General features: G+C 47.7%; 6 protein-coding genes. 1 reads left to right on the top strand and 5 read right to left on the bottom strand.

The window, feature by feature from the left end; translation table 11 throughout:
* Positions 1–298 precede the first annotated feature (298 nt).
* From SynA1825c_RS12540 to SynA1825c_RS12520, 5 genes are all read right to left on the bottom strand, one after another.
* Complete coding sequence (locus tag SynA1825c_RS12540) at positions 299–2,176, bottom strand: CHASE2 domain-containing protein (protein WP_186469592.1); 1,878 nt, start codon at positions 2,174–2,176, stop codon at positions 299–301.
* 117 nt (positions 2,177–2,293) lie between these two features.
* A complete protein-coding gene (locus SynA1825c_RS12535) occupies positions 2,294–4,501 on the bottom strand; it encodes an NHLP family bacteriocin export ABC transporter peptidase/permease/ATPase subunit (protein WP_186469591.1) in 2,208 nt (735 codons plus the stop codon).
* Positions 4,502–4,512: 11 nt separating this feature from the next.
* Positions 4,513–5,634, bottom strand: a complete 1,122-nt coding sequence (locus SynA1825c_RS12530) for an HlyD family efflux transporter periplasmic adaptor subunit (protein ID WP_186469590.1) — start codon at positions 5,632–5,634, stop codon at positions 4,513–4,515.
* Positions 5,631–8,366, bottom strand: coding sequence for an ATP-binding cassette domain-containing protein (locus SynA1825c_RS12525; RefSeq protein WP_255478392.1), 2,736 nt, complete (start codon positions 8,364–8,366; stop codon positions 5,631–5,633). Before SynA1825c_RS12525 ends, SynA1825c_RS12530 begins: the two co-directional genes overlap by 4 nt.
* Positions 8,327–9,382: a cyclic nucleotide-binding domain-containing protein gene (locus tag SynA1825c_RS12520; RefSeq protein ID WP_186469589.1), complete on the bottom strand. Its 1,056-nt coding sequence runs from the start codon at positions 9,380–9,382 to the stop codon at positions 8,327–8,329. The genes SynA1825c_RS12525 and SynA1825c_RS12520 overlap by 40 nt, the downstream gene beginning before the upstream one ends.
* 398 nt (positions 9,383–9,780) lie before the next feature.
* Between SynA1825c_RS12520 and SynA1825c_RS12515 the strand changes: the two genes are divergently transcribed.
* Positions 9,781–13,818 (top strand): CHAT domain-containing protein, encoded by a 4,038-nt coding sequence (locus SynA1825c_RS12515; RefSeq protein ID WP_186469588.1) that lies wholly within the window; start codon positions 9,781–9,783, stop codon positions 13,816–13,818.
* Positions 13,819–13,827: the final 9 nt, after the last annotated feature.

Genomic DNA, 13,827 nt, shown 5'->3' with positions numbered 1-13,827 from the left:
CAGAGATAATGATTTTGAGGTGTGATAATTGAGCTTCTTAGAATCTCTTGAGTCTTGATTGAAGTATCCCTATCGCCCCTTTGTTCTTTTGGAGTTCAGCCATCGCTTGAGAGCAGCCAGAGGACTCAACGGTGTAGAATCATCGGAGGCTCTTGTATTAATTGGAATGTTATTCATATTGCCGGCGAGTATCAATATCTAATGACTTTGGCTTTGACGTCTTTACTCAAGTTTCTCCAGGATTACAGGATTCTGCAGTGCCATATTCTACGTTTGAAGGTTTGCTAATCCCCACTTTTTAAAAGCCTTCATTTTGTTTGGTGTCAAACTTCAACTCACTGACATCCAGTGGCTCTTCGCGACCTTTCACGTGGACCGGTCCCCAGTGGTTCAAGTTCAACGATTCGCGGAACACTGTTGGCAGGAGTTTCAATGTGGTACTTGAGAGCAGAACTCTCAGCACTCCTTCATGGCGATTCTTGTCATAACTCTCTAGGCGCGATGCGCAGTTCACAGCATCGCCGATCACGGCATATTCAATCCGCTCTGCACTGCCCATCGAACCCACCAGTGCTTCGCCGGAGTGAATGCCCATGCGCACGCGCATGATGGGTTTACTTTCAATTTTGAGCTGTTCGTTGAGTGTCACCAGCCCCTCTTTGATTTGGAATGCGGCTTCAACTGCTGCCTGGGCTTCTGCGGATGGATCTCCTAGCAATGGAACACCGAACACGGCCAGCATTCCGTCGCCGGTGAACTTGTTCACCATGCCATTTCGTTCAGTGACTGCGGGCACACAGATCTCCATGCCGCGGTTTAGCCAGTTCATCAATTCCCGTGGACTCATGCCTTCCGACACGCTGGTGAATGAGGCCGTGTCTGTGAATAGCGTGGTAATCGGGAGTTGTTGCCCTTGGAAACGCCCATCACTGAGTAAAGAGTCGCGTTGTTCCCACAGTTGTTGCGCCACCGCTGGCGAGGTGGTCTGGCCGAGTAGTTGTTGAATCTGTTGGGTGTGTTGTTGGCTTTCCATCCCACGGCGCAGCCAAGCTGCACCGCTGAAACTCAATAGCCCTGTCAGCGGCATGGCCATACCGATCCAGATGTGGTTCCAGAGCAGCGCTCCGAGCCCTGCAGCAGCTCCAGTGGCCACAAGGCCTACAACAAGGATGCTGATTCGTTGTTTGGGGATGCGCTCCCCGAATAGCAGTCCTGTGCCGGCGAAGCCAATCACCATCAGCAGATTGCCCCAGCCAGGCATCAGCCAACCTGGTTGAAAGCTTCCGCTGCGTTCATCCATCAGGCTGGCAAGCCGATTGGCATGCACCTCCACCCCCGAAATGGTGAACAGGCTTTCACCACGATCGAATCGCGTGTGAGGCACCTCGAAAAGATCGCGTAGGGAGGGTGCTGTGCTGCCGATCAACACGACACGATCTCGAAGGACGTCTTCGGGCACGGCACCATCGACCACTTCAGCGAGGGTGTAGGTCGCGTAACTGCGCGGTTCGCGAAAGCGCAGCAACCGCTGCAGCCCGAGTCCTGCATCGATTTCGTTGTGGTAGCCCCCACCATCCGCCGATAACCATGGACCTGGATTCGTGCCCGCATCCAGGGAGTCCCGTAAGGATCGATCACCGGTGGCGACTTCCAGTACGCGCAAGGGGAATGCCACTGTGGCTTCGTCTTGTCCGGTGACATGCACCAGGTCACGACGCACAACTCCATCAGCATCCAGGCTGAGGTCGTTGTACGACTGACGTTCGATGGGTGTGCCCGGTACTGCTGCAATTCCTGCAGCCACATTGAAAATGGACACCAAGGTGGGCTGACCACGGAAGCGATCACGCAGGCATTGCTGCTCGGCTCCTACGCCTTGGTCTCTATAGATGTCGAAGCCAATAGCGGTCACGCCTTTGGCGTTGAGTTCATCGAAGGCATCACAAAAGATGCCGTCATCAATGGGCCATCCAAAGCGCTGGATGTCGCTTTCATCAATCCCCACCAGGGTGATCGGTTGGTCTTGCCCAGATCCCTCGGATCGTTGACTGGTGATCAGGTCGTAGACCACCAGATCAAGAGTTTGTGCAAGGCCGGTGCTGCGCAGCAGTACCAGGATTCCTAAGGCCGCTAGGTAGGGCCCGGTGGATTGCATCAGATGGCGGACGTGTTTCATCGCCGTTTCACCCCTGGATGAGCCTGACGGGCCCCAGATTGGTTTGATGTGTGTTGCAGAACGGCCCCCTGACGTTGACCTGAAACGTTGGAAGCCTGATCTCTCCATCGTGACGATTCATGCGCTCTCCTGCAGAAGGCGTGCATAGGGACTGTCAGGTTCCTGAATCATGGTGTGGTGTTGTCCTTGTTGGACCACCTGACCTCGATCTAAAACGAGAATCAGATCGGCATCGCGGATCGTGCTGAGTCGGTGCGCCACGATGATCTGGGTGCAGCCACGACGCCTCAGATTTTCAATCACGTGGTGCTCGGTTTCAGCATCGAGTGCCGATGTGGCCTCATCCATTACCAAAACACTCGGATCTTGAGCTAAGGCACGGGCGAGTTCAAGTCGCTGCTTTTGCCCGCCTGACAGGTTGCTTCCTCCTTCACTCAGCACGGAATTGAGACCTTCAGGAAGCGATTGAATCACCTCAGCGATTTCTGCATCTTCACAGGCCCTCTGGAGGTCCGATCGACTGATGGAAGGATTCCAAAGGGATAAATTGTCCTGAACTGAACATCCATACAGTTGAACGTCTTGTTGAACCATCGCAAGTGATGTGGTGCTGATGGCCCTCGGGATATTGACGAGTGATGCGCCGTCAAACAGAATTTCACCGTCTGAGGGTTGATGAAGGCCAACAATTAACTTGGCTAATGTGCTTTTCCCGCTTCCGCTACCACCAATCAAAGCAATGCGTTGCCCTGGATGAATGGTGAGACTGAAATTTTGGATGAGAGGCTCTTTGATTGCGGTAAAGCCGAAGCTCACATTGTTGAGAACAATCTCTCCGCTCAATCGGTTGCTGCTTTGGTTCCACTCGAGGCTTTGCTCTTGGCTGATCAGTGGGTCATGGGGCTGCTCAAGTACATCTTCTAAGCGCAGTACTTCGGCTTCAAAGGTTGGTAGTTGCTGAACGAAGGTTATGACACTGTCGATTTGTGTCTTTAGCGACAGGGCGATGGTTTGAGCAGCAAGCAGCATGCCAAGTGTGAGTTCTCCTTGAATGACCAGAAAGAAACCAAGGATGAAAATTGCAACCTCGTTCAGTGTTGTGAGTGCATTGGGGATGACTCGGATTTGAGCATTGCGTAATTGCAAACGCTGAAAGGTGTTCAATAGCCGGCTTTGATAGCCCGAGTAACGGCGAAAAATATCGTTCTCAAGTGCTGAAGCCTTGACTGTTTCAATGCTGCTGATGGCAGCAATTGTGGTTGCCATTGCTTTGGCGCTATCTTTTTGTAAGGTGAGATTGGAATCTTTTTGAATTCTAAGATTGGCTTTCACAACGGCTGCATTCACTACTGTTGTCGTCATCACCAAAAGACCGAGCCAGGGGCTGTAGAGAATGGTGAGAATTAGGTAAAACATCAGCAACACCACTGACGTTGCCATTGGAATCATGCGACTGCCGATGAATGCAGCAATGCTCGCGTTGGCATCCATACGGCTGGCAATGTCGGATGCATAGCGTTGGCTGTAGAAACGCTCTGGTAGAGACAGCATCTGATGCTCAAAACGCACGCTGAAGCGACGTGTCAGGCGTCGTTCCAAGGTGCGTGTTCCCAGGAGTTGTAAATACTGAAGCGCGGTTTGCAGACCGATGGTGATGGCCATGGCCCAGAGCATCGGTTTCAGCCAGCTCTGCATGCCATTGTTAATCACTTCATCGATGTAGATCTGTGCATACACCGGCATGACTAATTGCGGCAGGATCAGTAGCAAGCCACAGATCAAGATGAAGGTTGCTCCACCAGGTTCTGACAGCAGTCGTCGCCAAACAATCGGCCACACTGTGGGCACTTGGCCTTCGCGCACAAAGCTTTCGTTAGGGGCCAGAGTGAGAACAATCCCCGTGTAACTGGTTTCAAACTCTTCAAAGCTGACCATTCTTGGGCCAAGGGCGGGATCATTGAGAGCGATGTTGTCGCCAATAAACCCTTCGAAAACAAGAAAGTGATTGAATTCCCAGAAGACAATGGCAGGTGGTTTGATTTTTCGAAGTGCTTTAATTCCTTTTTTAAAACCCTTTCCTTTGAGTCCGTAGCTTTCAGCTGCCAAGATCAAATTTGCAGCATCGCTTCCATCCCTGGAGACGCCACAACGCTCTCTGAGTTGCGTTAGGGGAACGTAGCGACCGTAATGCTGGAGGATGATACCCAAGGCAGCGGCTCCACATTCGGTGCTTTCCATTTGCAGCCGCGTTGGTGTCTGAACCCAACGTCCCTGGGTTTTGGCGTCATGGCTGTTTCGAATGGTTTTGAGCGTCGTGATTAGCATGGTGGAAGTTTTTAATAAATTCCGGTTAAATCGCGCAGGATTGGGATCACATAACTGATCGGTCGCCTTTCTTCCACCAGAACGCGAACATTGGTTGTTGTTCCTGTTGTGATTTGAATGTTTGGACCTTCACCGCCTCCCCAGTCATATCCACTGACAGTGTTGGGGTCGCGCTGAAGGCTTGTGCCCACTTCAATCAATGGAGCTGCTTGTGGGCCCCGAACGGACTCCAGTAGGGATCTCACTCCCAAGCGTTTGATCACAGCATCATCACGAATGGGTAAAACGTTGATGCTTGTGATCTCGCCTTCGATGCCGCCATGCCGTTGTTGCTTGGTCGTCGTCGGGCTGACCCTGACGCGTTGCCCGATCTGTAGACGTTTGGCATCTCGTGCTGGAAAAAAAACCAGACTCTCGAGAGTTTTTGAGTCAGTTTGGTTCTGAATGGTGAACAGTGTGCTTCCGGATTGCACCACCTCGCCAATGTGGATCCCACGATCGACAACACATCCGCTGATTGGAGCACGAATGATGCTTAGGCGTTCAATTTCCTCTTGCCGGGAGTTGATCTGATTTCTTTGCTCTTGGATGTTCTGTTCCCGTCTATTGTTAGCTGCTTTGATGTCATATCGCAATTGGGTCAGTCTGCGATTGCGTTGATTAATTTCGTCAGTTGAAATCGCTCCAATGTCCGATAAATGTCTGATCCTTTCAACATCAGATTGTAATAATTGCAATTGTTTTTCTCCAAGGGCATCTTGAGCACTGTCTTGGCTGATCATTTGATAGAGCCGAGTCTTTGCCGCCTTAATTTCGATATCTTGACTCACCGGATCAATTCGTGCCATTTGCTCGCCTTCTTCCAGACAATCGCCAACTTGTGTTGGCACGTCAAGCACTTGGCCGCTGGTCTCGCTCTGCACTACAGACAGACTATTTGGTCGAATAAGCACGCCCTTACCGCTGATTCTGACTGGAATTTTTCCCAGGATTGACCACAGCAGGATCGTTAGGCTAAAGCTCCCGAGCGAGATCAGAAGCAGCCACTGGGACGGTCGCAGCAATTGGAGAGGCTGATTGAGCTGTTCTGGTGTAGAGAGTGCATCAAGAGCAGTTTTTCTGAAAAGACTCATTGAACCTGCCGCTCCATTAATCGTTTGAAGAGACCTCCCTTGTCCATGAGTGTCTCGTATGTTCCCTTCTCTTTCACTTGCCCACGTTCCATCACAATAATTTGGTTTGCATGGCGGATCGTGCTTAACCGATGGGCGATCACAATCCGTGTCACGGACAGTTTGTCTAAGCTCTGCGCCACTACAGCCTGGCTGTGATTATCGAGAGCACTGGTGGCCTCATCAAAAATCAGCAATCGTGGTTTGCGTACCAGGGCTCGAGCAATGGCGACTCGTTGTTTCTGACCACCTGAGAGTGTTCCTCCGCCGTCAGGAATCATCGTGTGCATCCCCATGGGCATGGCATGGATGTCGTCGGCGAGTCCGGCGAGCTCTGCAGCATGCCAAGCTTCATCTTCCTGGATCACGGCTCCTCCAGCAATGGCTTCCATGATCGAGGAGCTGAAAAGAGAATTGCTTTGAAGGACAGTTCCAATTTGGCGTCTCACGCTTTTTGGATCAAGCCCTGATAGTGGATTGCCATCGAGAAGGATCGTTCCGTTTTCTGGTTGGGCAAAACCCAAGAGAAGGCGCACTAGCGTTGATTTACCGGATCCAGATGGTCCAACAATGGCTACATACTCACCAGCCTTGGCTGCAAAGCTGACTCCATCCAGAACTAGGGGCATCTCAGGCTTGTAGCGGTAGCTCACGCGATCCAATTGGAAACCGCCTTGCAGGACACCGACTTCTTTGGTGTTGTCTTTGGCTTCAGGTGCTTCATCCAGGATTGGTCTTGCTCGCTCGTACAACACCGGCAGATCAAAGGCTCCAGTCAAGAGACCGGCTAATCCCGCGATACCCCCGATATAGGTGTTGAATGCAGCAAAGAATCCCAATTGTTGGCCAATGTTGGGAGCATTGACTATGGTCGAGGAAGTCGCTTCAGCGATTAATTTTGTGATCATGATGTAAATCATCAAAGTCCCAAGATTGGGCATGACGCTCTTAATAAGCTCTGCAGCTGCTTCTTTTGCATCAATTGCATTTTCTAAGCTAATTACTTGCTTGTATGGCTCTGCCCACCAACGTGCTGCTTGTGCTTCAGCTCCAGCGATTCGTAGTTTACTAACAGAATTGATTAACTCAAGATTACGACTCTGTGCTTCTGACTCGGTGATCTCCTGACGGCGTTTTAGTTTCCTTGACTGAGTGGCGATTAGAATCGTTGGAAGTGCAATGAATGCTGATAAAATGATGGCAAGTATCGTAAGTTTTACGCTTATCTTGAGCATGAATAGCACATATGTGCTGATAAGAAGTAGGCGTATAAGTCCCCCTTCTATCAGACTTTGAATTTCAAGCCTGATATCTTCAAAAGCTCCAAAACGCAGTTGTAAATCACCAATACTGCGCACTCGGAAAAACTCCGTTGGAAGGCTTAAAAGCCGGTACATCCCAGCGAGCTGCACTTTTGCTGCGCCTTGGTGTTGGGTGAGGAGTACATCTCGGCTTTGGAGCCACTCCAAAGCTACGCGAGTCACGCCAGCTGCGACCATTACAAGGCTGATTTGAAGTAAGAGCCCTAAATCCTGATCTGGAAGCGCGTTGTTAGTAATGATCGTGTTGAATGTCGGCGTCAGCATGGCGAGTCCTGTCGCGACCGACATCAGGGCAATACCACTTCGAAAGCCTTGACTGACGAATCCCAAAGCAGTACCTAAAACAACCCCACTGGCGCCAAGTGTGAATATCCAACGTGAAGCACCAATATCTCGTCCAATGGACAGCAGAAAACCTACAGCCAATCCGATGAGCAATCCGGAGATTACGTATTGAGTAGAATCTTTTGATTCACCGAATGCAAATCGCAGTAGGCCTAATGTACTTAAGTCTTTTTTGCTTAGCGATCGGTTTACTGATATCATTCGCGGGCTAATATTTTTCAGAGCCTCAGGGTATTGATTGATATCCTTAACTGAACTCCCCTTTTTCGGGTCCAGCATCACATATCCACGTGATGTGTTTTTTAGCAGGATGGGTGAATGACTTCCTTCTTCAGCGAATGCGATTAAATCTCCGCAATCACTTCTTAGGTTTTCTTCATTAATAAGTACCTCTCGGCCAATTAATTCGTTGTTTTCAAGCAATTGTTGAAGATGATCTCTCGTATTTGATTGCTGTATTTTGATATCGATAATTTCTTCGACATTAATGTCTTTGATCATCGCTATTAAGCAAGCGAGTTCACTAGTATTGTTTTGCCTTGGTGTCTCTGCGCCGATTTGCGTGTTGCCCTCAATTGCGTTAAAGAGTGCAACTTCAGCTTGATATCGGAGAGATTGATGGGTCTTGATCTTCTGCTGGTTTTTTGACTGTTCGTGATTGAAGAGCTCTTCCAGGAGTGCACAGATGTCATCTATTGATGAACCAACTGGTGAATTAATAACTTGACCCAATTGAACAAGAATCTCATTATTTAACCAATGGATTCCATCGGGAGTGGTTGAATTGACGTTCTCAATAAAGTCATTGTCTTGTGTTGCAATTAACTCAAGTTTTAGTTTTTGAATGCATTCAATTGGAAGACCTGGTAAGGCAAGATTTGCCTTAATGCGAATGAATGGCATTCCCTGCATCGCCCCTAGTAAGTGATCCTGCGTGGTTAAGAAGTTGGTGATCGGCCATGTGATCCGCTCTCCCGCCTTAAGTTTCACAGCCTTGCGACTCCCCCATTTTGAAATTTTTGGCATAGGGCATGAAATCGTTGGCCCGCTCGATTAATGTTTCCGAGTTGCGTCAAATCAAGCGCGTCTTCATCATCCTCAGCTTCTGCAGTTCGACTTCGAGCAGCAAGTTGCCGTGCCAGCAACTGGTCGCGGCTCCTCTGCGACAACATGCAGTTCAGACTGCGGAAAAACCGATCTGCAAATTCGGGTTTGTCGCTGAGCGCTTCTTTTAGCTTGACCTTATCAAGCTCGAGCAGTTCCATTCCATTAGTGCTTTTCACTGTGGCACTCGCCCCTTGAGCCTCTGATGTTAAGAGGGTGAGTTCTCCAAGTAATTCACCGCGTCGGGATGTACCAACTTTTTTGGTGCTCCCGTCGACATTGATCAAAATTTCAGCTTCCCCTGCAAGGATCAAAAAGATGGATGCTACTTCTTCTTCTTGCTTGAGCAGAATTCCACCAGCTGGAACTCGACGTAGTGATCCCATGGTTGCGATCTGATCGAGATCAATGTCGTTGAGTTCTGCAAACATCACCAGAACTTTCCTCAACGGTTCTATTTCAGCACCAGAACCTTCATAGCGATGGATCCAGGCATTTTGATTTATAATTTGAGACGCTAGTTTTCGAGCAATCAGTTGCTGCCATTCAGCAGCCAGCTTAGGTTCATCACTTCGCATTTTATCCAGTTGTTCAATGCTTAGGAACAGAACTTTGCTTTCAGTTTCTGTCACAATTTCTGCGACTGCTGGGCGTCTCTCTAGCCAACTCATCTCACCGACGATCGTTCCTTGGCTGAGAATGGCGAGACGTTGAGAATCTCCGTTGTGATCAGTTGTATTGACAGCGACTGTGCCTTTCATCAGTATCACAACATCGTTGCTAACGATGCCTTCTTCAATCAATTGTGTTCCGCTCTGTTTGATCTCAATCGTTCCGTTGGTGCGAACCCATAACTGAAGATCCTCGCTTGCCTCTTTTGTAAAGTCAAACACCGTTTGATCGGGTTCTAGAGCCTTCTTAATTGTAGTCACATCCACCTTTTTGACAACGAATGAAGATGGTTTTTCTTGCTCAATTGTCTGTCCCCTTCTCTCTGTTGACGATTTTATCCTTTAGGATTATAAAATCTCCATTGAATGTTTTTTATAATTGGCATTTTTATTTATAATTTTTTATCATGAATCATTGATCAATGCCTTTTCAGTTTTTTTTGTGGTTTGTTTGTATTGAGATCATTGATTGTGCTGATGCTGATCGATGGTCTTCCCGTTGAATCTTTTTGCCGAGCGACTTTTTCTCAGTATTTCGCGATCCGTTGTTTATTTTCTGGGGTGATTACTTCGATCGATGATTGCTTGATGATCAATTAGTTCAATTGGTGTATAATTACTCTTAATAGCCCTCTCAGGGCGTTCCCTCATTCGCTCGAAAACAAATGTCTGTTTCTTCTGTTAAGCAGATTATTCTGTCTTTGGGACTTCCTTGTGTTGTTGTTGTCGCTTCCACCGTCCAGCCAGCAAGGTCGCAGATTGAAACGTCAGGCCGCCTGGGCACATCCATTAATAGTGGCTCAGGCACGCAGTCTTGCGTATCAGGTGTTTGTGCTATTAGCGGTGGAACGGATGCAGGTAGTAATAAATTTCATCGCTTTACTTTGTTTGATGCGAATCGGACCGCTGAATCCTCGATTACTGGAGTGACGATCGAAACGGATGCTCAGAGTAATGTGATTCTCGGTGTCGCTTCATCATCCAATGGTTTTAACCTCAGTGTACCGCTGAGCCTTGATTCATCGGGTAACTTGTTCATCGTCTCACCGGATGGTATCTCGTTGTCGACAGGTGCTTCTTTTTCCAATGTAACGGATCTTACCTTAACGAATCTCTCCACACTGCCGGTTGGTGCAGGGCAGTTTTCAGTTAATTCCAGCCTGAGTGAAGTTCAATTGTTGACCGGAACCCCGTTCCTCAATCGTTCATCGACCAGTCTTTCTTCGTCTGCCTCTCCAATCACGATCAGCGGAGTGACACTGTCTGTCGACGGCGCGTTGTATGTGCATGCAAATTCGAATCTTAGTGTTTCTAATTCCACAATTAGTGCGCCAACTTCACTCGATGTCGGTGCTGACCTCACAGTGTCGAATTCCACCATTAATAATAATTCTGCTGTCTCGTTGTACTCGGAAGGAAACCTGTCTATCTACGATTCAACGATTGATGGTAATTCATCCGTTGATATTGATGCAGGAAATATACTAAGGATTTCAGATCCAAGCAATTCGTCTGATACGGGTGTTTCAATCAGCGAGAATACTGCTGTAACGATCAATACTGTTGGTAATCTAAATGCTGCTAACGCTAATCTTGATAGCAATACTGCACTCACAATAACGGTCGGTGGAGCTTTAAACGTAGATAGTATTTCTGGTCTCTCAAGCTCAGGTGTCTCGATTAACCAAAACACTTCACTGTTAATTACCACCATTGGTGACTTTAGTTATTTTCGCTCAAGTCTTAATGATAATGAGATGATAACTATTAACGCTGGTCAAGACTTTGTCTTTTTCAGTTCCGAGCTTCTTCGTAATTTGCCCTATACATCTGTGCAGTATCAATCAGACTTTGACACTGTTAGTGCGCTGCCTTATTTCACCATTGATGCCGCAGGCAAGATCGATATTGATGACTCCAGCATTGATTTCAATGGTCCCTTTACAATGGTTTCATCGACGTCTGATGTTCTGATTACCAATTCTGATTTTCTCGATAACCTTTATCCCTATTTGGAGTCTCTCACAGGTGATATTACGATTGCCAGTTCATTGCTTTTACGGAATGCGTTCATCGATGCATATGCCATGGGTAGTGCCTATGTTTTCGACACGTCAGTGGTTGGCAACGACCTTGTGATTGGTGCTGAGCAGGGGAACGCAGTGATTTCCAGTTCAGGTCTGAACGATAACGTTATTGTTGCCACATCTGTTGATGGTGACTCTGTCATTATTGACTCCGATTTGGACAACAATGTTTTAGATGTTGACTCCGAATCGGGTGATGCGGGCATTGTTGATTCTGATCTTGTCGACACGGATGTTGTTGTCGTCTCCAAAGATGGTGATTCGGTGATTGTGGATTCAACAGCTGTGAATTCTACGGTTGATGTTGCATCGGACACTGGTGATGCAGCGATTGCCGACTCGGAACTGTTTGATAGTGACGTTTTCGCTGTGTCTGCTAAAGGTGATGTTGTTGTTTTTGGGTCGAATGTTGACAAAAGTGTGTTCGAAGCCGCAGCACTGACTGGCAATATTGACGTTTTGAATTCTGAGTTTTTCAACAATCAAGATGTCGCTTTTGTTTCAGATTTTGATGTCTCGATTGCTGATTCTTCTTTGGCTGGTAATGAGTTTGTTGTGGTTGATGTTGGTAGCGATGCTTTCTTTGATTCCACGACAATTAGAGGAACTGATACTTTCGTTGTTGATGCAGGTGGTGATGCTTTGATCGATTCTTCGACAATTAGAGGAACTGATACTTTCGTTGTTGATGCAGGTGGTGATGCTTTGATCGAATCTTCTACAATTAGTGGTACGGATACATTTGTTGTTGATGCGGGCAATGAAGTGTTGATTGAGGCATCCTCGATGAGTGATAACGATGATGTTTCGATGGATGCCAGGAACGGATTATCCATTGCATCCAATACCACCACCGAGTCTGAAAGTAATTCGGTTGTTGATTCAGTCAATAATAATGGTCAAAATTCTTCTGAGCAAACCCAGACATCCGGTTCCTCTCAGACTCAAGGCACGAGTCAAGAGACAACTTCAGTGGCGAATGATGCTTCTGCTGATTCAGACGGTGAATCTAGCGGTGATAGTTCTGCAAGTTCAGAATCAACATCAGAATCGAGCTCGGAATCAGATTCAGATTCAGAATCAGCTTCCGAGTCTCAAACTTCTTCAGAAGAGGGTGGCAATGATAGCGCCTCCTCGACTGCTTCCAATGATGACACTTCTGATTCACAATCCGGACCAACGGCGTCCAGCGAATCCGGTGATGCAGCAACCCCTTCCTTTCAGATTTCAACGCTCGACGCTGGTGTTGTTACGTCGAACTTACGGGATTCAATCGATACCAATACTGCTGAGGTTCTTTCTGTTCTCGGCCTCGACGACCTCACCCCTACCCCTGCTAGCGAGTTGACTCCTGCAGGAATTTCACAGAGTTTGAATGACGCACGACAGGTATATCAGTCACTTAGTTTGTCTTCTCTGAATCACTCAGTCGCTACCGTTGCCAGTGATCCCTCTAGTGATGTTTCACTCATCGATTCAAAACTTAGCGATCTCTCTTTTAATCCAGCGTTTCTCAATATTTCATTCACTAAAAATTCTGATCTTGGTGTTGGTGATTCGTCTGAAGGTTTTATTGATCTTACCCTGATCACCTCCGATGGCACAGTGATAGGACGTCGCACTGAGCTTTCTCTTGCGGAATTTGCAGACCTCCTCCGTGGCTTTTACGGCAAAATCACAAGCCAGCGATCTTTGGACCCAGCGCTTCCATCGTCTGAGGCGTCGAAGTTGTATTCACTCTTTTTGGAGCCCATACAAGATGTATTGGCTACTGAAGAAGTAACCACTGTGTTGATTTCTGCAGATCGTGGTTTGCAAGCGATCCCGTTCTCTGCCTTGGCTCGCCAAGGTCAATTTGCTGTGGACAGACTTTCATTTTCTTTTACGCCCTCGCTTTCCCTGACTGATTTGTCGATACCACTTGCAAGTCCTCAGACTGATCAAATCTTAATTATGGGATCGACCCAATTTTCAGGACTGGCTCCACTCCCATACGTGAATCAAGAAGTTGAGAATATTGCTCAATATTATGGTGGTCAGTCCATCATTGGTGATCAATTTACATCGTCTCGCGTCGTCTCTGACTTACGCACTTCGAATGAATCTCTCATCCACTTGGCAACTCATGCCGACTTCAAGGGTGGTAGGCCTGACGAATCCATGATTTACACCAGTGATGGCTTTATCTCTTTTGAATCGTTCAAGTCAATTCGGCGTAATCGAGAATTGAATCCTATGAATTTGTTTGTTCTCAGCGCCTGTCGTAGTGCTTTGGGAGACAGTGATAGTGAAATGGGCCTTGCTGGTTTAGCACTTCAGGCTGGCTCTAAAAGTGCCATTGGTTCCCTCTGGTACGTTGATGATGTGGCTACATCAGCATTTTTCTCTCAGTTTTATCGCTATCTCAGTGATGGTGTTGCCAAATCGACGGCTTTGGCCCAAACGCAGCGAGATTTTTCTTCTGGCAAGATCAAAATCCAAGGCTCTGATGTTGTCTTAGGATCCGGTGAGGTTTTGCTATCAGGACTCTCTGCAGCACAAAAATATAATTATCCTCAAGATTTTCGCCATCCTTTCTTTTGGTCTGGTTTTGTTTTGCTTGGCGCTCCTTGGTAATGAGAATAC

The organism is Synechococcus sp. A18-25c (assembly GCF_014280035.1).
In the GTDB taxonomy this organism is placed as follows: domain Bacteria; phylum Cyanobacteriota; class Cyanobacteriia; order PCC-6307; family Cyanobiaceae; genus Synechococcus_C.
Note: the sequence above shows the minus strand (reverse complement) of the source record. Positions and strands in the feature narration are given on the sequence as shown.

What these genes read in the sequence shown, in the direction of transcription:
- SynA1825c_RS12515 (WP_186469588.1), top strand. Translation starts at nt 9,781, where the DNA reads ATGTCTGTTTCTTCTGTTAAGCAGATTATTCTGTCTTTGGGACTTCCT.
- SynA1825c_RS12535 (WP_186469591.1), bottom strand. Translation starts at nt 4,501, where the DNA reads ATGCTAATCACGACGCTCAAAACCATTCGAAACAGCCATGACGCCAAA.
- SynA1825c_RS12540 (WP_186469592.1), bottom strand. Translation starts at nt 2,176, where the DNA reads ATGAAACACGTCCGCCATCTGATGCAATCCACCGGGCCCTACCTAGCG.
- SynA1825c_RS12530 (WP_186469590.1), bottom strand. Translation starts at nt 5,634, where the DNA reads ATGAGTCTTTTCAGAAAAACTGCTCTTGATGCACTCTCTACACCAGAA.
- SynA1825c_RS12525 (WP_255478392.1), bottom strand. Translation starts at nt 8,366, where the DNA reads ATGCCAAAAATTTCAAAATGGGGGAGTCGCAAGGCTGTGAAACTTAAG.